Here is a 20,844-nt window from a genome sequence, read left to right on the forward strand (position 1 = left end):
TGCCTTTCGGGGGTACGGGGGCGGGGGCGGTGGCGTGGGCCCGGGGGCGCGGGCGGGGGGGGGGGGGGGGGGGGGGGGGGGGGGGGGGGGGGCCCCCCCCCCCCCCCCCCCCGCCCGGTGGGGTCAGAGCGTGCGGAGCAGGACCGTCGGGTGTTCGACGCAGTCGGCGACGTAGCGGAGGAAGCCGCCCGCCGTGCCGCCGTCGCAGACCCGGTGGTCGAAGGTCAGCGAGAGCTGGACGACCTTGCGGACCGCCAGTTCGCCCTCGTGGACCCACGGCTTGGGGATGATCCGGCCCACGCCGAGCATCGCCGCCTCCGGGTGGTTGATGATCGGCGTGGAGCCGTCCACCCCGAACACCCCGTAGTTGTTCAGCGTGAACGTCCCGCCCGTCAGGTCACCCGGCGTCAGCGTCCCCTGCCTGGCGGACTCCGTCAGCCGTGCGAACTCCTCCGTCAGAGACTCCGCCGTCCGCGTGCCCGCGTCCCGGACCACCGGGACGACCAGACCGCGCTCGGTCTGCGCCGCGAACCCGAGGTGCACGGACGGCAGCCGGACGATCTCCCGGGCCGCCATGTCCACCGTGGAGTTGAGCTCCGGGTAGCGCGCGAGGGCGTGCGTGCAGATCCGGGCGAGCAGGGCGAGCAGCGAGATCTTCGGACCGCCCGCCGCGTTCATCGCGGTCCGCGCCGCCATGAGCTCGGTCGCGTCGGCGTCGACCCAGCAGGTCGCGTCCGGGATCTCCGTACGGCTGCGCGAGAGCTTGTCTGCGACGGCTCCACGGACCCCGCGCAGCGGCACCCGCTCACCCATCGCGGTGACGGCGGCCGCAGGCGCCGGCGCCGGGCCGGCCGCGGCCGTCTCGGCGGCGGCCAGGGCCGACTCGACGTCGGCCCGCAGGATCAGCCCGGCCGGGCCGGACCCCCGCACCTCGCGGAGATCGATGCCCTTGTCCCGGGCCAGCTTCCGTACGAGCGGCGAGATCACCGGAACGGGCCCCGCCACGGGGGAGGAAGCCGCGGCCGGAGCGACGGCCGGAGCCACGACCGCGGCAGCGGAAGCGGAAACCGGAGCCGCCGCCGGAGCCACGGCCTTCGCCACCGCGGCGTTCTCGTGACGCACCCGGCGACGCCTCGCCGCCGGCCCCGCCGTGCCGTACCCGACGAGCACGTTGCCCGAGTACTCCGACGACTCGGCGTCCGCCGCGGCGACCGCCGGGGCCGCCGAGGCCCCCGCCTCACCCGACGCACCGGACCCCGCCGTACCGCCGACCGCGACCGTCAGCAGCGGTGCGCCGACCGGCAGTTCCGTGCCCTCCTCGCCGAAGCGGGCGGTGACGACACCGCCGTACGGGCACGGCACCTCCACCATCGCCTTGGCGGTCTCCACCTCGACGACCGGCTGGTCGATGGCGACGACGTCGCCCACGTTCACCAGCCAGCGCACGATCTCCGCCTCGGTCAGCCCCTCACCGAGGTCGGGCAGCTTGAACTCGAGCACCTGCGCCATCAGTTACCCGCCTCCCACTGCAGCCGCGCCACCGCGTCGAGCACCCGGTCCACGCCCGGCAGGTGGTGCCGCTCCAGCATCGGCGGCGGATACGGGATGTCGAACCCCGCGACCCGCAGCACCGGCGCCTCCAGATGGTGGAAGCACCGCTCGCTCACGCGCGCGGCGATCTCCCCGCCCGGCCCGCCGAACCCGGTCGACTCGTGCACGACGACCGCGCGCCCGGTGCGCCGCACCGACGCGCAGACCGTCTCGTCGTCGAACGGCACCAGCGAGCGCAGGTCGACGACCTCCAGGTCCCAGCCCTCCGCCTGCGCGGCCTCCGCCGCCTCCAGACAGACCGGCACGGACGGCCCGTACGTGATCAGCGTCGCGCTGCGGCCGCTGCGCCGCACCACGGCCTTGCCGATCGGCTCCACCGGCGCCGGCGCCTCCGGGCGCCAGTCGGACTTCGACCAGTACAGCCGCTTGGGCTCCAGGAAGACGACCGGGTCGTCGGAGGCGATGGCCGCCCGCAGCAGCCCGTAGGCGTCCTCGACCGTCGCCGGGGTGACGACGTGCAGACCCGGCGTCGCCATGTAGTACGCCTCGGACGAGTCGCTGTGGTGCTCGACGCCGCCGATCCCGCCGCCGTACGGCACACGGATCACCAGCGGCATCGGCATCGCGCCCCGCGTGCGGTTCCGCATCCGGGACACATGGCTGATCAGCTGCTCGAACGCCGGGTAGGCGAAGGCGTCGAACTGCATCTCGACGACCGGCCGCAGCCCGTACATCGCCATGCCGACGGCCGTGCCGAGGATGCCCGCCTCGGCCAGCGGCGTGTCCGTGCAGCGGTCCTCGCCGAACTCCTTCGCGAGGCCGTCCGTGACCCGGAAGACCCCGCCGAGCGTGCCGACGTCCTCGCCCATCACATGGACGGTCGGGTCCTCGGCCATCGCGTCGCGCATGGCCCGCTGGAGGGCCTGCGCCATGGTGGAGGGCTTGGCCGTGGCCTTGTCCGCCGCCGTCTTCTGCGCGGTCGTCATCACGCCTCACCCTCGGCTTCGAGCTCGGCCCGCAGCTGCGCGGCCTGCTCGCGCAGCTGCGCCGTCTGCTCGGCGTAGACGTGCGCGAAGAGATCCATCGGATCGAGGACGGGTTCGGCGTTCATCCGCTCGCGCAGCGCCGCCGCCATCGTCTCGGCGGCCTCGGCCGCCGCCTGCTTACGCGCCTCGTCGATGATCCCGCGCTCGGTCAGCTCCCGCTCCAGGATCACGATCGGGTCGTGGGCACGCCAGGTCTCGACCTCGCCGTCCCCGCGGTAGCGGGTCGCGTCGTCGGCGTTGGTGTGGGCGTCGATCCGGTACGTGACGGCCTCGACCAGCGTCGGTCCGCCGCCGCGCCGCGCGCGTGCCACGGCCTCGGTCAGCACCTGGTGGACGGCGACCGCGTCGTTGCCGTCGACGAGCCGGCCCGGCATGCCGTACCCGACGGCCTTGTGGGCCAGCGAGGGGGCCGCGGTCTGCTTGGCGAGCGGCACCGAGATCGCGAAGCCGTTGTTCTGCACCAGGAAGACCACGGGGGCCTGCCAGACGGCCGCGAAGTTCAGCGCCTCGTGGAAGTCGCCCTCGCTGGTGCCGCCGTCGCCGACCATGGCGAGCGCGACCACGTCGTCGCCCTTGAGCCGGGCGGCGTGGGCCAGCCCGACCGCGTGCGGCAGCTGGGTGGCGAGCGGGGTGCTCAGCGGCGCTATGCGGTGCTCACGGGGGTCGTAGCCGGTGTGCCAGTCACCGCGCAGCAGCGTCAGCGCCTGGACCGGGTCCAGGCCGCGGGCGACGGCCGCGAGGGTGTCGCGGTACGAGGGGAAGAGCCAGTCCCGGTCCTCCAGGGCCAGGGCCGCCGCGACCTCGCAGGCCTCCTGCCCGGTGGTCGACGGGTACACGGCCAGTCGGCCCTGCTTGGTCAGCGCCGTGGCCTGCGCGTTGTACCGACGGCCGCGCACCAGCTCCGCGTAGAGCCGCCGCAGCAGCTCGGGGTCGGCGTCGGCCACCGCGTCCGTGCCGATGACCCGGAAGGGCTCGGCGTCGGGCAGCAGCGGGGCTGGGTCCGTACGCGGCTTCCACGCCGGGGGCGGGGTGGGCCGGTAGGCAGGGGCGGCAGCTGGCGGCTCTTGGACTGTCGAACTGCGCTGTTGCAACGAGTCCACCTCCTCGTGGGAGCGGGCATAAGACCCGAAGGCGGGTGGCGCGGGTGTGGCGCGCCTCACCTACCGATTGTTCGGTCGTGGAGGCATTTTGGCTACAGGCGCCCTCAGCCTGTGGACAATCGGTTCTCCACAGCCTGGGATAGAGACATGTCGTCCATGGATGAGAGGCGGGGGGACATGGCGGATGAACAAATGGCCGACGGCTGGGAGCAGGCCCTGGCCCAGAGTCCGGCCGGAGTGCCGCAGGGCCCGCCGGCCCGGCCGCTCGACGCGATCGACCGCGACATCCTGCGCATCCTGCAGACGGACGGTCGCGCCTCGATACGTTCCGTCGCCGAACGGGTGCACGTCTCCCGGGCCAACGCCTACGCGCGGATCAACCGGCTGATCGACGACGGGGTGATCCGCGGCTTCAGCGCCCGCGTGAACCACGAGCGCGCGGGCCACGGCGCCTCGGCCTACATCACGCTCAAGATCGTCCAGAACTCCTGGCGCACCGTGCGGGAACAGCTCCAGGCCCTGCCGGGCGCCGCGCACATCGCACTGGTCAGCGGAGACTTCGACGTCCTCCTGCTGGTTCACACCCCGGACAACAGGACGCTGCGGGAGCTGGTTCTCACCAAGCTCCAGTCGATCCCCGAGGTGCTCTCCACCCGCACGCTGCTGGTCTTCGAGGAGACGGACCTCGACCCGGACCACTGAGCGCCCGCGCAGGCCCATCACGAGCCCCAGCGCGGGCCCAGCACGGGCCCTCCAGCGGCCCCAGCGGCCCTCGGCGGGCCGGGCAAGTCCGCACGGGGCGAGCGTCCTCAGCAGGGGCCCGGCAGACCTCAGCGGGCCCCTTGAGGTCCCGGCGCCGAGGGGGCCCGAGCCTCCGCCCACAGCGAGGCTCGGCAGGGGCCCGCAAGCGCCCAGGGGCCCCGGGCAACCCCAGGCACCCGCAGCCGCCCCCAGCCGCCCTCAGCGGGCCGTGCGCAGGCCGTCGAAGGCCAGGTGGACCACGGTGTCGGCGAGCTGGTCGCGCTCCGCGTGCGCGCCCGGCAGCGGCCGGTACCACTCCACCAGCGAGTTGATCATTCCGAAGAGCAGCCGGGTGGCGAGCTTGATGTCCACGTCGGCCCGCAGGTCCCCGTCGGCCACGGCCGCCTTCAGCAGATCGGCCACCCGGTGGTCGAACTCGCGGCGGCGCTCCATCGCCCAGCGCTCGGTGTCGGTGTTGCCCCGGACCCGCAGCAGCAGCGTCACGTACGGCAGCTCGGCGATCAGCACCTCGACCGTGCGCCGGGTGACGTACTCGACACGCTCGATGGCCCGACCGCGCCCCGCGCCCGGCTCGTCGAGGATCCCGAACAGCCCGTCTATCGCGCGGCTGACGGCCCGCCGCAGCAGCTCCTCCTTGCCCGCGACATGGTGGTAGATCGAGGACTTGGAGATTCCGGCCGCCTTGGACAGGTGCTCCATGGACGTGCCGTCGTAGCCGCGCTCGTTGAAGACCTGCACGGCGACGGAGAGCAGCGTCTCGGGCGTGTACGTGTCACGCTTCGCGGTCGTCATGCCGTCGCCTCCGCCTCGGCCACGGCCGACTCCACCACGGCGGACCCGACCACGGCCGCCTCCGCGGCGGCACGCTCGGCGGCGGCCCGGCGGCGCAGCGCCTGCGAGGGGGCGTAGCGGCCCGTCGGGTACTCCTCGTGCAGGTTCGAGAGCGTCTCCAGAACCCAGTCGACGCCCAGCTCCTCGCCCCATGCGAGGGGCCCGCGCGGGTAGTTCACGCCGAGCCGCATCGCCGTGTCGATGTCGTCGGCGGCGGCCACCCCGCGCGCGGCGGCGTCGAAGGCGAAGTCGGCGAGCATCGCGACCGTACGGGCGACGATCATGCCGGGGACGTCGCGGATGACGCTGACCTTCTTGCCGACCGCCTGGAAGAGGCCGATCGCCTCCTGCAGGGCGTCGTCCTCCACGGTGGCGGACGGCGCGAGCACGATCCGCTCGCAGGCGGAGAAGTCCAGTGCCAGGTCGATGTGGACGACCGGCATCTCGGCGTCCTCGGCCGCCGTCCCGTCGGCGAGGAAGAGCCGGGTGCCGCTCGGCAGCTCGATCCAGCCCGGGTAGCCGGCCACGGCGTCGTCCCCGCGCTCGACCACGATCGCCGTCTTTTCGATCAACGCCACCAGGGCACGTGCCTGGTACAGGTCGCCCTGGACCGTCACCGAGGCCGGCGCCTCGGCGGGCGGCGCGGTGTGCGGCTCGGGGGACGCCGCGCCGTCCCCGTACGGGAACCAACCGTGCCCCGACTTCCGGCCGAGGCGCTCCGACTCCACCAGGCGCCGCTGGGCGAGGGAGGGCGTGAACTTGGGGTCCTGGTAGAACGAGTCCCAGACGGACCTGGTGACGGCCTCGTTCACGTCCTGGCCGATGAGGTCCGTCAGCTCGAAGGGGCCCATGCGGAACCCTCCGCACTCGCGCAGGGCGGCGTCGATGGTGGCGGGGTCCGCCACGCCCTCCTCGTAGACGCGCAGCGCCTCCGCGTAGAAGGGCCGGGCTATCCGGTTGACGATGAAGCCGGGGGTGTCGGCGCAGCGCACCGGCGTCTTGCCCCAAGCCTGAGCGGTCTCGTACGCGCGCGTGGCGGCCGAGGCGTCGGTGGCGAAGCCGCTGACGACCTCGACGAGCGGCAGCAGCGGCGCCGGGTTGAAGAAGTGCAGTCCGACGAACCGTCCGGGAAGCCGCAGCCCGCCCGCGATCGCCGTGACGGAGAGGGAGGAGGTGTTGGTGGCGAGCAGGGTGTCGTCGCCGACGATCTTCTCCAGCTCGGCGAAGAGCTCCCGCTTGACCGGGAGCAGCTCGACGATCGCCTCGACGACGAGCGCGGCGTCGGCCAGGTCCGTCAGGGCGGCGGCGGCGTGCAGCCGGCCCACGGCCGCGTCGCGTGCCGCGCGGTCCATCCGCCCCTTCTCGACGAGGCGGTCCAGCCGGGCGGCGAGGGCGGCCACGGCCTCCTCGGCCCGGCCGGGGGCGCTGTCGTAGAGCCGTACGGGATGCCCGGCGACCAGCGCGACCTGCGCGATTCCCTGGCCCATGGTCCCCGTGCCGACGACGGCGACGGTACGGCTGCGGTCGAGTGCGTCGGTACCGGATTCCGGCGCGGCGCCCGCCCCGGCGTCCGGCGCCGAGTCGCTCACATTGGCGGTCATACGACTGATCCTCCCCGATGGGTTGTCCACAGCTTCGACAGACCCCCTTGTCCCGACCGATCGTTCGGTTACTCTAACTCTGTCCGTCCTTTGCTGCCCACCCGTCTTCCACGACCACCCGTCGTGGAGCGCCCCGCGCGCCGAATCGATCTAGCTCGACGAGGAGTTGGTCCTGTAATGGCCGCCGCTCAGCTGACCACCGACGCCCTGGCCGAGAAGCACCGGTCCACGCTCGACCAGGCTCTCGACACCATCCGCACCCGTGCCTACTGGTCGCCCCACCCCGAGCACCCCAAGGCGTACGGCGAGAACGGCTCGCTGGACGCCGCCGCCGGCCTCGAGGCGTACAAGGCACTGCTGAACACCCGTTTCGAGCTGGACCAGCCCGGCACGGACGCCTGGACCGGTGACGAGACCTCGCCGTACGGCCCGTCGCTCGGCATCGAGTACCCGCACGCCGACATCGACGTCCTGCTGCCCGCGATGCGCGCCGGCATGGCGGGCTGGCGCGAGGCCGGCGCCGAGGTCCGCGCCCTGGTCTGTCTGGAGATCCTCGCCCGCATCTCGGCCCGTACGCACGAGTTCGCGCATGCCGTCATGCACACCAGCGGCCAGGCCTTCATGATGGCGTTCCAGGCCGGCGGCCCCCACGCCCAGGACCGCGGCCTGGAGGCCGTGGCGTACGCGTACGCGGAGCAGACCCGCACCCCCGGCAGCGCCGACTGGTCCAAGCCCCAGGGCAAGCGGGACCCGCTGGAGCTCTCCAAGGCCTTCACGCCGGTCGCGCGCGGCATCGCCCTCGTCATCGGCTGCAACACCTTCCCGACCTGGAACGGCTACCCGGGCCTCTTCGCCTCCCTCGCCACGGGCAACCCCGTCCTGGTCAAGCCCCACCCGCGCGCCGTCCTCCCGCTGGCGCTCACCGTCCGCGTCGCCCGCGAGGTCCTCGCCGAGGCGGGCTTCGACCCGAACCTGGTCGCGCTGGCCGTCGAGCGGCCCGGCGAGGGCATCGCCAAGACCCTGGCCGTCCGCCCCGAGGTCCGGATCATCGACTACACCGGCTCCACCTCCTTCGGCGACTGGCTGGAGGCCAACGCCCGCCAGGCGCAGGTGTACACGGAGAAGGCCGGCGTCAACACGGTCGTCGTCGACTCCACCGACGACTACAAGGGCATGCTGTCCAACCTGGCGTTCTCGCTGTCGCTGTACAGCGGCCAGATGTGCACCACCCCGCAGAACCTGCTGATCCCCCGCGACGGCATCACCACGGATGCGGGCCCCAAGTCGTACGACGAGGTCGTCACCGACCTCTCGGCGGCGGTCGGCGGTCTGCTCGGCGACGACGCCCGGGCGAACGCGCTGCTCGGCGCCCTGGTCAACCCCGACGTGAAGGCGCGCCTGGAGGCGGCCGCCGGACTCGGCGAGGTGGCCCTGGCCTCCCGCGAGGTGGCGAACCCGGACTTCCCGGACGCCGTGGTCCGCACGCCGGTGATCGTCAAGCTGGACGGTTCGAAGCCGGACCCGGAGGCGGCCTACTTCTCCGAGTGCTTCGGGCCGGTCTCCTTCGCCGTCTCCGTCGACTCGACCGCCGACGCGCTGGAGCTGCTGCGGCGCACGGTCCGTGAGAAGGGCGCGATGACGGTCGGGGCGTACACCACCTCGCCCGAGACCGAGCGCGCCGTCGAGGAGGTCTGTCTGGAGGAGTCGGCCCAGCTCTCGCTGAACCTGACGGGCGGCGTCTACGTCAACCAGACGGCGGCGTTCTCCGACTTCCACGGCTCGGGCGGAAACCCGGCCGCGAACGCTGCCCTGTGCGACACCGCGTTCGTCGCCAACCGCTTCCGGGTGGTGGAGGTCCGCCGCCAGGCGTGACCTCCCGTGCTCGCGGGGGCCCTACGGGGTCTCCGCGGGCCGCAGCGGGTCAGCCGAGGCCCTAGGAGTCTCCTCGGGGCGAAGCCCTACGGGTCTCCGCGGGCCGCCGCCGGTCAGGTGCCGGGAGTGATCTCGGCGTACCGCTGCACCCACGCGTGCATCGCGATCGCCGCCGCGGCGCCCGCGTTGATCGACCGGGTCGAACCGAATTGGGCGATCGAGCAGACCATCTCCGCGTGCTCGCGGGCCTCCTCGGTGAGGCCCGGCCCTTCCTGGCCGAAGAGCAGCACACAGCGGCGCGGCAGCACCGTCCGCTCCAGCGGCACCGCGCCCGGCAGATTGTCGATGCCGATGATCGCCAGACCCTCGGCCGCCGCCCACGCGGTCAGCGACTCGGTGTCCGGGTGGTGGCGCACATGCTGGTAGCGGTCGGTGACCATCGCCCCGCGACGGTTCCAGCGCCGCCGGCCGACGATGTGGATCTCCTTCGCCAGGAAGGCGTTGGCGGTCCGCACCACCGAGCCGATGTTGAAGTCGTGGCCCCAGTTCTCGACCGCGACGTGGAAGTCGTGGCGCCGGGTGTCCAGGTCGGCGACGATCGCCTCCCGCGTCCAGTACCGGTACCGGTCGACGACGTTGCGCCGGTCGCCGTCCGCCAGCAGCTCCGGGTCGTAGCGCTCGCCGTCCGGCCAGGGCCGCGGATGCGGTCCCACACCGACCTCGGGGGCGTACCCGTCGTCGTACTGGATCGGCTCGGACTGTTCGGCGGTGCTCACCCCACGAGGGTACGGGGGGCGGGTTCCTCACCCGAACAGCGCTGCGCGGGCAGCTCTCCTCCCCGGCGGGACAGCAGACGGTCCCGGCCGCGCACCACCCGCGCGCCCAGCCACACCAGGAACGCCGTCGGCAGGAACACCGCGTCCGCGGAGATCATCGCGAGCGAGAACAGGGGCAGTCCGAGGAGCACGGCGATGCCTGCGTGCTCCAGCATCATCGCGACCAGCAGGACGTTCTTGACCTTGCGGTTGAACAGGGCGAAGGGGAACGCGACCTGGATCAGCACGGTGCCGTAGGTCAGTACCAGCACCAGCACACCGCTGGAGCCGAGCAGATCGGACAGGGCGGGCCAGGGCGTGAAGTAGTCCAGCTGGAGCGGGTAGTAGAGCGCGGTGCCGTCCTGCCAGCGCGAGCCCTGGATCTTGTACCAGCCGGCCGTCGCGTAGATCAGACAGACCTCGGCCATGATCACGACGAGGGTCGCGTTGTGGGCGAGGTTGGCGAGGACGTCGAGGAGCGTGCGGGGCTCACCCGGGGCGTTCCGGCACACCCACCACCACAGCGCCTGCGCCAGCCACAGCACCCACAGCATCACCAGGAGCCACAGCGAGCCGGTGACGTCGGCGAAGTACGTGGCGACGAGCAGGAGGCCGCCCAGCACCGTCCACAGCAGCGGTCCGACGACGTCGCGGTGCGCCTCCCGCCCCTGGTCCGCCTCACGCGCCTCGCGGGCCGCCCGGCGGGCGTCGAGGGACCAGACCTGGCCGCAGCGGGTGAGGACGAGGTAGATCGCGGCGAGGTGGAGGACGTTGTCCCCGCCGTCCCCCATGAAGACGGAGCGATTCTGCAGGGACAGCACGCCGGCCATGAAGACCACCGACATGGCGCGGGTACGCCATCCGAGGAGCAGCAGGAGCGCGGAGGCCACGGCGAGGCCGTAGACGATCTCGAACCAGAGGGCGCTGTCGGACCACATCAGGACCGTGAAGGCGTCGTTCTGGGCGATCAGCTGCCGGCCCATCTCCCACGCCCAGGGGCCGTCGGGGCCGTAGAGCTCGTGCCGGTGGGGCAGCTCGCGCAGCAGGAAGAGCAGCCAGGTGAGGGAGAAGCCGATCCGGACGATCGCGGTCTGGTACGGGCCGAGCGCCGAGGCCGTCACCCGCTGGACACCCCGCGCGAGCCGCCGGTCGAACGGCTCCCGCGCGGCGGCGGGGGCCTGGGGGGCCGGGCCTTCGGCGTGCGCGGCGTTCGCGGCGCCTCCGGCCTTCACCGCGTGCGCGGCGCCTCCGGCGCTCTCGTGCCCTCCGGCGTCCGGGTGCGTGAATGATCGGTTCACCTGGCCGCCTCCGTACGGTCGTCACGCGCCCCGCCGGGCAGATCGGCGGCGGTCACCTTCCACCACGGGAGCTCCCGGTGGACGGGTTCCGTGCTGATCTTCTCGGTGCTCCACGACGGTGCGGGAACGCCGCGTGTGGTGGAGCGGAGCTGTATCTGCTCCACGACGCCGCCGAGCCGCCGCTCGTCGAGACGGAGCATGACGATCCGGCGGACGTAGTTCTCGGAGAGCCGGCCCCGCAGGCCGTTGGGGAGATGGTCCTCGGTGTGCGAGTTCAGGTAGAAGTCCCAGGCCCGGCGGAGCTCGTTCTGCTGGGTGTGGCTGGGCACGAGGCTGCCGCGTATCGCCTCGGCGTCCTGGGCGGTCAGATCGATCCAGCCGGTCGTGCGCGGGGTGCCGTCGCCGTCCGCGACGCGGGCGCGGACCTGGACGGCGACGTTCTGCTGCAGCGGGTTGGGGGCGAAGAGCTTCCAGTTCTGCTCGAACTCGGGGTACACCCAGTCGTCGACGGCGGCGCCGTGCTGTTTGGTCAGCGTGTTCGACGGCGCGACGTGCAGGAACACCATCGCGAGGTGGACGCAGGCGAGGACGCCGACGACGGCGAGCGAGACGGCCGCGACGACCTGGAACGGAAGGGAGAGGGCGGCGATCCCGGCGCCTTCCCGTGGACCCGGTTCCGGCACCGGATGCTCCTCGCGCGTGTCCGCGTCGTCGTGCGCTTCCATCCCGCCCCGATCCCGATCGGTCCACCCTCGGTTATCCACAGGGTTGACACCATACGGGCCGCCGACCGACCATTGAAGTCATTCAACCGAACGATCGGTCGGTAGGGAGTGCGATGACCGCAGGGACGGCAGCGACCGCAGTGACCGCGAGCGCGCAGGGCGCGCGGGCGGCCGCGTACGGCGAGCAGGACACGGCGGCGGAAGCGGCGCTCGCCGCCTACGAGGCGGTGTTCGACGCCGCCGTCGCCGCCGACGAGCGCATCGAGCCGCGCGACTGGATGCCCGACGCCTACCGGGCCTCCCTCGTCCGCCAGATAGCGCAGCACGCCCACTCCGAGATCATCGGAATGCAGCCCGAGGCCAACTGGATCACCCGCGCGCCCTCGCTGCGCCGCAAGGCGATCCTGATGGCCAAGGTCCAGGACGAGGCCGGCCACGGCCTGTACCTGTACAGCGCGGCGGAGACCCTCGGCACCGGCCGCGACGAGCTCCTCGACAAGCTCCACGCCGGCCGCCAGAAGTACTCCTCGATCTTCAACTACCCCACGCTGACGTGGGCCGACGTCGGCGCCATCGGCTGGCTCGTGGACGGCGCCGCGATCACCAACCAGGTCCCGCTCTGCCGCTGCTCCTACGGCCCGTACGCCCGCGCGATGGTCCGTATCTGCAAGGAGGAGTCCTTCCACCAGCGCCAGGGGTACGAAGCGCTCCTCGCCCTCTCCCAGGGCACCGAGGCCCAGCACGCCATGGCGCAGGACGCGGTGAACCGCTGGTGGTGGCCCTCGCTGATGATGTTCGGCCCCCCGGACGACGAATCGGCGCACTCCGCCCAGTCCATGGCATGGAAGATCAAGCGGCACTCCAACGACGAGCTGCGCCAGCGCTTCGTCGACATCGCCGTCCCGCAGGCCGAGGCCCTCGGCCTCACCCTCCCCGACCCGGACCTGCGCTGGAACGAGGAGCGCGGGCACTACGACTTCGGCCCCATCGACTGGGCCGAGTTCTGGGACGTCCTCAAGGGCAACGGCCCCTGCAACGAACAGCGCCTCGACCGGCGCCGCCGCGCCCACGAAGAAGGCGCCTGGGTCAGAGAGGCAGCCGCGGCCTACGCCGACAAGCACACGGCAGCCCAGCACACGCACACGAACACGCACACGCACACGCACACGGACACGAACGGGGAGGCACGGGCATGAGCACCGACGGATGGCCGCTGTGGGAGGTGTTCGTGCGCTCACGCCGCGGGCTGTCCCACACGCACGCCGGCAGCCTGCACGCGCCCGACGCCGAGATGGCCCTGCGCAACGCCCGGGACCTCTACACCCGCCGCAACGAAGGCGTCTCGATCTGGGTGGTCCCCTCCGCCGCGATCACCGCCTCCTCGCCCGACGAGAAGGACCCGTTCTTCGAGCCGTCGGCGGACAAGCCCTACCGTCACCCGACCTTCTACGAGATCCCCGAGGGAGTGAAGCACCTGTGAGCGAAGCACCCGCGAGCGCGACCGCCGGCACCACCGACACCGCCGCGATCACCGAAGCAGCCCTCGCCCTCGGCGACGACGCCCTCGTGCTCTCCCACCGCCTGGGGGAGTGGGCGGGCGACGCCCCCGTCCTGGAGGAGGAGGTCGCCCTCGCCAACATCGCGCTCGACCTCCTCGGCCAGGCGCGCATCCTGCTCTCCCTCGTCGGCGACGAGGACGAACTGGCCTACCTCCGCGAAGAGCGGGCCTTCCGCAACAGCCAGCTCGTCGAACAGCCCAACGGCGACTTCGCCCACACCATCGCCCGCCAGCTCTACTTCTCCACCTACCAGCGGCTCCTGTACGGACAGCTGGCCACCGGCGACGGCCCCCTGAGCGGCCTCGCGGCGAAGGCCGTCAAGGAAGTCGCCTACCACCAGGACCACGCCGAGCACTGGACCCTCCGTCTCGGCGACGGCACCGCCGAGAGCCACGCCCGCATGCAGCGCGCGTGTGACGCCCTCTGGCGCTACACCGGCGAACTGTTCCAGCCCCTCGAAGGCCTCGCCGTGGACCTCGAAGCGCTCCGCGGCACCTGGCTCGACTCGATCACAGCCGTCCTCGAACGGGCCACCCTCACCGTCCCCGGCGGACCCGACACCGGCGCCTGGCGCGCCGGAGCCGGCCGACAGGGCCTCCACACCGAGTCCTTCGGCCGCATGCTCGCCGAGATGCAGCACCTGCACCGCAGCCACCCGGGGGCGACATGGTGACCACGACCATGACGGACCTGGAGCGGGAACTGGCCCGGATCGCCGGCGCCGTCCCCGACCCCGAACTGCCCGTCCTCACCCTCGAAGAGCTCGGCGTGCTGCGCGGTGTCCAGGTCCTCGGCCCCGGCCGCGTCGAAGTCGAACTCACCCCGACCTACACCGGCTGCCCCGCGATCGAGGCGATGTCCTCCGACATCGAGCACGCCCTGCACCAACACGGCGTCCCCGACGTCTCCGTCGTCACCGTCCTCGCCCCCGCCTGGTCGACGGACGACATCAGCGACGAAGGCCGACGCAAGCTCGCCGAGTTCGGCATCGCCCCGCCCCGCCCGCAGGGCCCGGCCGGCGGACCCGTCCCCCTCACCCTGGCCATCCGCTGCCCGCACTGCGGCTCCACCGAGACCGAGCTGCTCAGCCGGTTCTCCTCCACGGCCTGCAAGGCACTGCGCCGCTGCACGGCCTGCCGCGAACCGTTCGACCACTTCAAGGAGTTGTAGATGCAGTCCTCACGCTCCGGACGGGCTGAGTTCCATCCGCTCCGGGTGAGCGAGGTCGAGCAGCTCACGGACGACTCGGTGGCCGTCACCTTCGCCGTCCCGCCCGAGCTCCGCGACGCCTACCGCCACACCCCCGGCCAGCACCTCGCCCTGCGCCGCACCGCACGCGACGGCGAGCAGATCCGCCGTACGTACTCGATCTGCGCGCCCGCGGCCCCCACCGGCCAGGACCCCGTCCTGCGCGTCGGCATCCGACTGGTCGACGGCGGCGAGTTCTCCACCTACGCCCTGAAGGAACTGGCCGTCGGCGACACCGTCGACGTCATGGAACCCATGGGCCGCTTCACCCTCACGCCCCGCCCCGGACGCTTCGCCGCCGTCGTCGGCGGCAGCGGCATCACCCCGGTCCTCTCGATGGCCGCCACCCTGCTCACCCAGGAGCCGGACGCCCGCTTCTGCCTCGTACGGAGCGACCGCACCGCGTCCTCCACGATGTTCCTGGACGAGGTCGCCGACCTCAAGGACCGCTTCCCGGACCGCTTCCAGCTCATCACCGTGCTCTCCCGCGAGGAGCAGCAGGCCGGACTCCCGTCCGGGCGGCTCGACCAGGAGCGGCTGACCGGCCTGCTCCCCGCGCTCCTGCCCGTCGACGACATCGACGGCTGGTTCCTGTGCGGCCCGTTCGGCCTCGTCCAGGCCGCCGAAGGCGCCCTGCGCGGCCTCGGCGTCGCCCGCTCCCGGATCCACCAGGAGATCTTCCACGTCGACGACGGCTCGGCGCCCGCCTCGGCACCCACCGCTTCCGCCCCGGCCCACGCCACCCTCACGGCGACCCTGCACGGCCGCTCCGGCAACTGGCCGGTGGAGAAGGGCGAGACGCTGCTCGAAACGGTCCTGCGCGCCCGTGCCGACGCCCCCTACGCCTGCAAGGGCGGAGTCTGCGGCACATGCCGCGCCTTCCTCGTCGAAGGCGAGGTCCGCATGGACCGCAACTTCGCGCTGGAGCCGGAGGAGACCGAGGCCGGATACGTCCTGGCCTGCCAGTCCCACCCCGCCACCGCCGAAGTGGAGCTGGACTTCGACCGCTGACCGTCCCCGCGCACCCATTCCCTTCCCCTAGAACCTGTTCTATCTTGACGATCCGTCAGACAGGCAACGGGAGGGCATGGCCGTGGACTTCACCTTCACCGAAGAACAGCAGGCGGCCGTCGAGGCGGCCAAAGCGGTCTTCTCCGGCGTCACACCCGACGCCGTACCGAGCCCCGCGCTCACCCCCGGAGCCGTCGCCGACGACTTCGACCGACCGCTCTGGTCCCGCCTCGCCACCGCCGACCTCCTCGGCCTCGTCCTCGACCCCGAACACGGCGGCGCAGGCCTCGACACCATCGCCCTCTGCCTCGTCCTGCGCGAATCCGCCCGCGTCCTCGCCCGCGTCCCCCTCCTGGAGACCAGCGCGGTCGCCATGACCATCCAGCGCTACGCCGACCCGCGCACCGCGGCCGAACTCCTCCCCCGCGTCACACGCGGCGAACTCGTCCTCACCGCCGCCTCCAACGGCCGCACGGGCCACGACCCCGCCGAACTCGCCGTCACCGCCCACCGCGACGGCACAGGCTGGATCCTCGACGGCCTCCAGAGCGCCGTCCCCTGGGCCCACGGCGCCGACCGGATCGCCGTCCCCGCCCACACCACCGAAGGACAGACCGTCCTCGCGCTGCTCCCCCGCACCCACCCCGGCCTCACCCTCGCCGAGCAGTACTCCACCAGCGGCGAGCTCCTCGCCGAACTCCGCCTGGACTCCGTACACCTCGACACCGCCGACGTCATCGACACCGACGGCGCCTGGGAATGGCTCCACGGCGTCCTCGCCACCGGCACCTGCGCCCTCGCCCTCGGACTCGGCGAGAACGTCCTCACCATGACCAGCCAGTACACGGGCAAACGCGAACAGTTCGGCCACCCCGTGGCGACCTTCCAGGCCGTCGCCGTCCAAGCGGCAGACCGCTACATCGACCTACGGGCCATGGAGGTCACCCTCTGGCAGGCCGCCTGGCGCATCAGCAGCGAAGCCGGCGGACCACTGCCGCCCGCCGCGGACATCGCCGTCGCCAAGATCTGGGCCTCGGAAGGCGTACGCCGCGTGGTGCAGACCGCCCAGCACCTCCACGGCGGCTTCGGCGCCGACACCGACTACCCCCTGCACCGGTACCACGCCTGGGCCAAGCAGCTCGAACTCGCCCTCGGCCCGGCCGCGGCCCACGAGGAGGCCCTGGGCGACCTCCTCGCCGCCCATCCCCTCGGCTGATCCCGCCCCGGCGAACCCGCGCCCGGGCGTCCGATCCGTCCGGGCGAACCCGCCCGGACGCCCACACCCTAGGCCACGAAGCCCGGGGCGCCCGCCGCCGTCACCACCGGCCGCCCGGCCGCATCCCAGGCGATCATGCCGCCGTCGACGTTCACCGCGTCGATCCCCTGCTGCACCAGATACTGCGTGACCTGCGCCGACCGGCCACCGACCCGGCACATCACATACGCGCGACGCCCGTCGGCAACCGCCTCGGTCACCTCACCGAAACGCGCCACGAAGTCGCTCATCGGCACATGCAGCGCACCCTCGGCGTGACCGGCCACCCACTCGTCGTCCTCACGGACGTCCACCACCAGGGCATCGGCCGGCACGGAAGCCACGTCCACCGAGGGGAGCGGGGCGAAATTCATGGGTCAGGCCTTCTCTCGTACGAACGACTCGACGGAAGTCGAGCACTGTGAAACCTACTGCACCTACCCCACGAGCGAGGCGAGCTCCGCCTCACGCTCGGCGACCTGCGCCAGGAGCTGCTCGGCGATCTCGTCGAGGAGACGGTCGGGATCGTCGGGCGCCATCCGCAGCATCGCGCCGATCGCGCTCTCCTCCAGCTCCCGCGCCACCAGCGTCAGCAGCTCCTTGCGCTGCGTCAGCCAGTCGAGGCGCGCGTACAGCTCCTCGCTCTCGCTGAGCCGCTCCGGCTCGGGGACGGGACCGGCCGCCCACTCCTTGGACAGCTCACGCAGCAGCGCCACGTCACCACGGGCGTAGGCCGCGTTCACCCGGGTGATGAACTCCTCGCGCCGCTTGCGCTCGGCCTCCTCGCGCGCCAGATCCGGGTGGGCCTGCCGGGCCAGCTCGCGGTAGAGCTTCCGGGCCTCCTCACCGGGCCGGACCCGCTTGGGCGGCTGCACCGGCTGCCCGGTCAGCATGGCGGCGGCCTCGGGGGAGAGCCCGTCGGAGTCCATCCAGTCGTGGAAGAGCTCGTCGACGGCCGGCATCGGCATCACGACGGCCCGCGCCTCCTGCGCCCGCCGCAGATCCTCCGGATCCCCGCTCCGAGCGGCCCTCGCCTCGGCGATCTGCGCGTCCAGCTCGTCGAGCCGCGTGTACATGGGGCCCAGCTTCTGGTGGTGCAGCCGGGAGAAGTTGTCGACCTCGACGCGGAACGTCTCCACGGCGATCTCGAACTCGATCAAGGCCTGCTCGGCCACCCGCACGGCCTTCTCCAGCCGCGCCTCGGGCCGCTCGGCACCGCCCGAGTCCGCGCCCGCGCCCTGCGCGGCGCCCGCCGGGTCGTCGCCCGGATCCGAGCCCGCGCCCGGATCCACGTCCTGGTCCTGGTCCACGCCCACGTCCTCGCTCCGGTCCGTCACCACCCCAGCCTACGATCCCCCGGGGGCCCCTCCCCCCCCTCCCTCCCCCGCCCCCGTGCCCCCGTCCCCCCGTGGTCGGCTTCGTCCGGCTACAGGTGCGGGCGCGCCTGTGGCCTCAGATGCCGAGTTCGGCCGCTATCCGGCCGTCGCGTACCGCCGTCACCAGGTCGGTGTGATCCTCCGTGGTGCGGTCGGCGTAGGCGACGGCGAAGGCCGCGACGGCCTCGTCGAACTCCTCGTTCTTGCCGCAGTAGCCCGCTATCAGGCGCGGGTCCGCGCTGTGGGCGTGGGCTCGCGCCAGCAGGGCGCCGGTCATGCGGCCGTAGTCGTCGACCTGGTCGGGGGTGAGCGCGGCCGGGTCGACGCTGCCCTTGCGGTTGCGGAACTGGCGCACCTGGAAAGGGCGCCCCTGGACCGTTGTCCACCCGAGCAGGATGTCGCTCACGACCTGCATCCGCTTCTGCCCGAGGACCACGCGCTGTCCCTCGTGCCCCGCGTCCGGGGCGGTGAAGCCGGCCGCCGGCAGGTGGGGGAGGAGCGCCGAGGGGCGCGCCTCCTTCACCTGGAGGACGAGCGCCTCGCCCCGGTGGTCGAGGAGCAGCACGACGTACGAGCGGGTGCCGACGCTGCCGGTGCCGACGACACGGAAGGCGACGTCGTGCACGGCGTACCGCGCGAGGAGCGGGAGCCGGTCGTGGGAGACGGTGTCCAGGTACGGGCCGAGCGCGGCGGCGACGGCGGCCGCTTCCGCGTCCGGCACGCGGCGCAGCACCGGCGGTGCGTCGACGAACCTGCGGCCGCCGCCGTCGGAGTCGGTGACGGACTCGGTGGACTTGGCGGCGAACCGGGCGCTGGTGTTGTTCCGGGCCTTCTCCGAGACTCTTTCGAGGGTGCCGAGCAGGTCGCGGGCGTCGGTGTGGGAGACGAGCTCCTCGTCGGCTATCGCGTTCCAGGCGTCGAGTGCGGGGAGCTTGGCGAGGAGCCGCATGGTCCGGCGGTAGGCGCCGACGGTGTCGAAGGCGGCGGCCCGGCAGGTGTCCTCGCTGGCGCCGACCTCTCGTCCGGCGAGGACGAGGGAGGTGGCCAGTCGCTTGAGGTCCCATTCCCAGGGGCCGACGACGGTCTCGTCGAAGTCGTTCAGGTCGATGACAAGCCGGCCTCGGGCGTCTCCGTAGAGGCCGAAGTTCGCCGCGTGGGCGTCGCCGCATATCTGGGCGGCGACGCCGGTGACGGGCGAGCCGGCGAGGTCGTGGGCCATGAGCCCGGCGGAGCCCCGCAGGAAGGCGAAAGGGCTCGCGGCCATGCGGCCGACGCGGATGGGCGCGAGGGCGGGCACGCGGTCGCGGCTGGACTCCTCGACGGCACGGACGGCGTCGGGCCGGTCGTCGGCGAGGACGAGGGTGCTGTGAGTGGCGCGTGGGACGCGGGCGCGCAGGGCCTTGCCCTGTTCCTTGGGGGAGTTGGTGGCCCCCGCCGCCGCCCGCCGGGCGAACCCGGGCACGTGCGGTACGCGTCCGCTCTCCGTGCCTCGTTGTCCCGGTACCGCTGTCTGGATCTCGCCCATGGGACGCCTCCCCCGCCTTCGTTCTGTGCTGTGCAACATCAACTGGGCAAGACGGTACCGCCGGGTTCGGTGGCCCGTCTTCCCCTGTGGACAACGACCTGTGGACAACTGCCTCCGGTCGCTGTCCACCAGGCCATGGGCCCCTCAGACTCCGACGGCCTCCTCCATCTCGTCCTCTGTCGCGGCCTCCGGCTCCGCCGCTCCGGGTCCTCCCACCGCCGTGGACGGCGCCGGCTGACGGCGGCGTGCTTCGGCCAGGCCCGCGCTGGCCGTCACGGCCGCTCCGGCGAGGAGCCAGAGGGCGAGGACGAGCAGGTGTCCGCCGAGTGCGTGGCCGTCGAAGTAGACGTGGCTGCGCACGCCCTCGACGAATCCGGCGCCGTTCCAGAAGGCGTGGAGCGCGCCGAAGAAGCCGGGTTGCAGCTCGGGGCGGTAGATCCCGCCGGAGCTGGTGAAGTTGAGCATGACGAACAGGACCATCACGCCGAGGGTGGTCCAGCGCCGCAGAAAGGTGTGGAGTCCGACGCCGATCAGCAGGATGCCGGCCGAGTACAGCCAGGACATGGCCCAGACTCCGCCGAGTCCCTGGTCGACGAGGTGGAACATCGGTCCGGCGAGGACGAGGCCGATGAGGCTCACGACGAGGGACGTTCCGGCGGCGAGCAGGGCGCGGACGCGCAGGGGCAGGACGGCTCCCGCGCCGCCGATGACGGCGACGGAGGCGTACGAGCCGATGCTGAGCGCGACCAGGAGGAAGAAGACACCCTGGCCGGTGGGGTCGCCCTGCGATACGGGTTCGACGTCGGTGACCTTGAGGGGGGCGTCCTGTGCGGCGGCGACTTCGGTGAAGACCTTCTCGACGGCGATGGCGCTGGTGTCGGAGGAGGCGGAGGCGACGAGCAGTTCGGGGTGGGCGCCGGGGAGGTAGGCGCCGAAGGAGGACTGGTCGCGGAGTGCCGAGACGGCCGTCTCCCGGTCGGGGACGGTACGGATGTCGAGTGCCCCGGCCCCCTTGTCGTGGAGGGTCTGGGCGAGTACCTGGGTGGTGGGGCCCGAGCCGACGACGTCGACACGCAGGTCGTGGGGTTGGGGGGCGTGGAACGCCCCGAGGTAGGCGAGGCCCATGCCGACGCACATGAGCAGCGGGGTCAGCAGGTGTCCGAGCACGTGCCGGAGCGCGCTCGTCGACGCCGGTCCCGCGGGGTGGGGTCCTGCGGACACCGCACACCTCCATGGTTGGCTTTTACAACTAAATAACCGTTGTACTAT

The 20,844-nt window shown here is 72.5% G+C and carries 20 protein-coding genes; 8 read left to right on the forward strand and 12 right to left on the reverse strand.

From position 1 onward, the window contains the following. Positions 1–123: 123 nt before the first annotated feature. From ACZ3IJ_RS13955 to pdhA, 3 genes are read right to left on the reverse strand one after another with little or no spacing between them, the layout of a single operon-like run. Complete coding sequence (locus ACZ3IJ_RS13955) at positions 124–1,509, reverse strand: dihydrolipoamide acetyltransferase family protein (RefSeq protein ID WP_467467952.1); 1,386 nt, start codon at positions 1,507–1,509, stop codon at positions 124–126. Further along, a complete protein-coding gene (locus ACZ3IJ_RS13960; RefSeq protein ID WP_467467954.1) occupies positions 1,509–2,537 on the reverse strand; it encodes an alpha-ketoacid dehydrogenase subunit beta in 1,029 nt (342 codons plus the stop codon). Before ACZ3IJ_RS13960 ends, ACZ3IJ_RS13955 begins: the two co-directional genes overlap by 1 nt. Continuing rightward, complete coding sequence (gene pdhA, locus ACZ3IJ_RS13965; protein WP_467468400.1) at positions 2,537–3,697, reverse strand: pyruvate dehydrogenase (acetyl-transferring) E1 component subunit alpha; 1,161 nt, start codon at positions 3,695–3,697, stop codon at positions 2,537–2,539. The genes ACZ3IJ_RS13960 and pdhA overlap by 1 nt, the downstream gene beginning before the upstream one ends. 177 nt (positions 3,698–3,874) lie before the next feature. Here pdhA and ACZ3IJ_RS13970 point away from each other — a divergent pair, with 177 nt between their 5' ends. Continuing rightward, positions 3,875–4,399, forward strand: a complete 525-nt coding sequence (locus ACZ3IJ_RS13970; protein WP_391800093.1) for an Lrp/AsnC family transcriptional regulator — start codon at positions 3,875–3,877, stop codon at positions 4,397–4,399. Positions 4,400–4,657: 258 nt separating this feature from the next. Here ACZ3IJ_RS13970 and ACZ3IJ_RS13975 read toward each other — a convergent pair whose 3' ends face one another. After that, on the reverse strand, positions 4,658–5,251 hold the full coding sequence (locus ACZ3IJ_RS13975; protein WP_383224243.1) for a TetR/AcrR family transcriptional regulator: 594 nt from the start codon (positions 5,249–5,251) through the stop codon (positions 4,658–4,660). Beyond that, positions 5,248–6,891 (reverse strand): 3-hydroxyacyl-CoA dehydrogenase, encoded by a 1,644-nt coding sequence (locus ACZ3IJ_RS13980; protein WP_467467956.1) that lies wholly within the window; start codon positions 6,889–6,891, stop codon positions 5,248–5,250. The genes ACZ3IJ_RS13975 and ACZ3IJ_RS13980 overlap by 4 nt, the downstream gene beginning before the upstream one ends. 177 nt (positions 6,892–7,068) lie before the next feature. On the opposite strand from ACZ3IJ_RS13980, the gene paaN reads away from it, so the two are divergent. After that, positions 7,069–8,763 carry a phenylacetic acid degradation protein PaaN gene (gene paaN / locus ACZ3IJ_RS13985; RefSeq protein ID WP_467467958.1) on the forward strand — a complete coding sequence of 565 codons (1,695 nt, stop codon included), beginning with the start codon at positions 7,069–7,071 and terminating at the stop codon, positions 8,761–8,763. Positions 8,764–8,876: 113 nt separating this feature from the next. On the opposite strand, the gene ACZ3IJ_RS13990 is transcribed toward paaN, so the two are convergent. The 3 genes from ACZ3IJ_RS13990 to ACZ3IJ_RS14000 all read right to left on the reverse strand — a co-directional run bounded on the left by ACZ3IJ_RS13990 (position 8,877) and on the right by ACZ3IJ_RS14000 (position 11,601). Further along, positions 8,877–9,539: a TrmH family RNA methyltransferase gene (locus ACZ3IJ_RS13990; protein WP_467467959.1), complete on the reverse strand. Its 663-nt coding sequence runs from the start codon at positions 9,537–9,539 to the stop codon at positions 8,877–8,879. Beyond that, on the reverse strand, positions 9,536–10,810 hold the full coding sequence (locus tag ACZ3IJ_RS13995) for an HTTM domain-containing protein (protein ID WP_467468402.1): 1,275 nt from the start codon (positions 10,808–10,810) through the stop codon (positions 9,536–9,538). The genes ACZ3IJ_RS13990 and ACZ3IJ_RS13995 overlap by 4 nt, the downstream gene beginning before the upstream one ends. Positions 10,811–10,872: 62 nt before the next feature. Continuing rightward, the gene (locus ACZ3IJ_RS14000) at positions 10,873–11,601 is read right to left on the reverse strand and encodes a DUF5819 family protein (RefSeq protein WP_467467962.1); all 729 of its coding nucleotides are present in this window, start codon (positions 11,599–11,601) and stop codon (positions 10,873–10,875) included. Positions 11,602–11,714: 113 nt separating this feature from the next. On the opposite strand from ACZ3IJ_RS14000, the gene paaA reads away from it, so the two are divergent. From paaA to ACZ3IJ_RS14030, 6 genes are all read left to right on the forward strand, one after another. Continuing rightward, the gene (paaA, locus tag ACZ3IJ_RS14005) at positions 11,715–12,797 is read left to right on the forward strand and encodes a 1,2-phenylacetyl-CoA epoxidase subunit PaaA (protein ID WP_467467964.1); all 1,083 of its coding nucleotides are present in this window, start codon (positions 11,715–11,717) and stop codon (positions 12,795–12,797) included. After that, positions 12,794–13,081: a 1,2-phenylacetyl-CoA epoxidase subunit PaaB gene (paaB, locus tag ACZ3IJ_RS14010; protein WP_331918405.1), complete on the forward strand. Its 288-nt coding sequence runs from the start codon at positions 12,794–12,796 to the stop codon at positions 13,079–13,081. The genes paaA and paaB overlap by 4 nt, the downstream gene beginning before the upstream one ends. Then, positions 13,078–13,833, forward strand: coding sequence for a 1,2-phenylacetyl-CoA epoxidase subunit PaaC (paaC, locus tag ACZ3IJ_RS14015; protein WP_467467967.1), 756 nt, complete (start codon positions 13,078–13,080; stop codon positions 13,831–13,833). The genes paaB and paaC overlap by 4 nt, the downstream gene beginning before the upstream one ends. Then, the gene (gene paaD / locus ACZ3IJ_RS14020) at positions 13,827–14,330 is read left to right on the forward strand and encodes a 1,2-phenylacetyl-CoA epoxidase subunit PaaD (RefSeq protein ID WP_385852106.1); all 504 of its coding nucleotides are present in this window, start codon (positions 13,827–13,829) and stop codon (positions 14,328–14,330) included. The genes paaC and paaD overlap by 7 nt, the downstream gene beginning before the upstream one ends. Further along, positions 14,331–15,419 carry a 2Fe-2S iron-sulfur cluster-binding protein gene (locus tag ACZ3IJ_RS14025; RefSeq protein WP_467467968.1) on the forward strand — a complete coding sequence of 363 codons (1,089 nt, stop codon included), beginning with the start codon at positions 14,331–14,333 and terminating at the stop codon, positions 15,417–15,419. It begins immediately after the preceding gene. Between the two features lie 82 nt (positions 15,420–15,501). After that, on the forward strand, positions 15,502–16,635 hold the full coding sequence (locus ACZ3IJ_RS14030) for an acyl-CoA dehydrogenase family protein (protein ID WP_467468404.1): 1,134 nt from the start codon (positions 15,502–15,504) through the stop codon (positions 16,633–16,635). 68 nt (positions 16,636–16,703) lie between these two features. Here ACZ3IJ_RS14030 and ACZ3IJ_RS14035 read toward each other — a convergent pair whose 3' ends face one another. The 4 genes from ACZ3IJ_RS14035 to ACZ3IJ_RS14050 form a co-directional block, all read right to left on the reverse strand. Then, positions 16,704–17,048, reverse strand: a complete 345-nt coding sequence (locus tag ACZ3IJ_RS14035) for a rhodanese-like domain-containing protein (protein ID WP_391800083.1) — start codon at positions 17,046–17,048, stop codon at positions 16,704–16,706. Positions 17,049–17,111: 63 nt separating this feature from the next. Then, the gene (locus ACZ3IJ_RS14040) at positions 17,112–18,011 is read right to left on the reverse strand and encodes a hypothetical protein (RefSeq protein WP_467467970.1); all 900 of its coding nucleotides are present in this window, start codon (positions 18,009–18,011) and stop codon (positions 17,112–17,114) included. Between the two features lie 115 nt (positions 18,012–18,126). Beyond that, a complete protein-coding gene (locus ACZ3IJ_RS14045; RefSeq protein WP_467467971.1) occupies positions 18,127–19,575 on the reverse strand; it encodes a DUF2252 domain-containing protein in 1,449 nt (482 codons plus the stop codon). Positions 19,576–19,719: 144 nt separating this feature from the next. After that, a complete protein-coding gene (locus tag ACZ3IJ_RS14050; protein ID WP_467467973.1) occupies positions 19,720–20,796 on the reverse strand; it encodes an ABC-2 transporter permease in 1,077 nt (358 codons plus the stop codon). Between the last annotated feature and the right edge of the window lie 48 nt (positions 20,797–20,844).

The organism is Streptomyces sp. NPDC013317, assembly GCF_055563155.1.

Excerpts from the sequence above, each read along its gene's own strand:
- ACZ3IJ_RS13970 (WP_391800093.1), top strand. The coding sequence starts at position 3,875 with ATGGCGGATGAACAAATGGCCGACGGCTGGGAGCAGGCCCTGGCCCAG.
- ACZ3IJ_RS13955 (WP_467467952.1), bottom strand. The coding sequence starts at position 1,509 with ATGGCGCAGGTGCTCGAGTTCAAGCTGCCCGACCTCGGTGAGGGGCTG.
- ACZ3IJ_RS13960 (WP_467467954.1), bottom strand. The coding sequence starts at position 2,537 with ATGACGACCGCGCAGAAGACGGCGGCGGACAAGGCCACGGCCAAGCCC.
- ACZ3IJ_RS14045 (WP_467467971.1), bottom strand. The coding sequence starts at position 19,575 with ATGGGCGAGATCCAGACAGCGGTACCGGGACAACGAGGCACGGAGAGC.
- paaN (WP_467467958.1), top strand. The coding sequence starts at position 7,069 with ATGGCCGCCGCTCAGCTGACCACCGACGCCCTGGCCGAGAAGCACCGG.
- ACZ3IJ_RS14035 (WP_391800083.1), bottom strand. The coding sequence starts at position 17,048 with ATGAATTTCGCCCCGCTCCCCTCGGTGGACGTGGCTTCCGTGCCGGCC.
- paaA (WP_467467964.1), top strand. The coding sequence starts at position 11,715 with ATGACCGCAGGGACGGCAGCGACCGCAGTGACCGCGAGCGCGCAGGGC.
- ACZ3IJ_RS13980 (WP_467467956.1), bottom strand. The coding sequence starts at position 6,891 with ATGACCGCCAATGTGAGCGACTCGGCGCCGGACGCCGGGGCGGGCGCC.
- paaB (WP_331918405.1), top strand. The coding sequence starts at position 12,794 with ATGAGCACCGACGGATGGCCGCTGTGGGAGGTGTTCGTGCGCTCACGC.
- ACZ3IJ_RS14025 (WP_467467968.1), top strand. The coding sequence starts at position 14,331 with ATGCAGTCCTCACGCTCCGGACGGGCTGAGTTCCATCCGCTCCGGGTG.
- ACZ3IJ_RS13975 (WP_383224243.1), bottom strand. The coding sequence starts at position 5,251 with ATGACGACCGCGAAGCGTGACACGTACACGCCCGAGACGCTGCTCTCC.
- paaD (WP_385852106.1), top strand. The coding sequence starts at position 13,827 with ATGGTGACCACGACCATGACGGACCTGGAGCGGGAACTGGCCCGGATC.
- ACZ3IJ_RS14000 (WP_467467962.1), bottom strand. The coding sequence starts at position 11,601 with ATGGAAGCGCACGACGACGCGGACACGCGCGAGGAGCATCCGGTGCCG.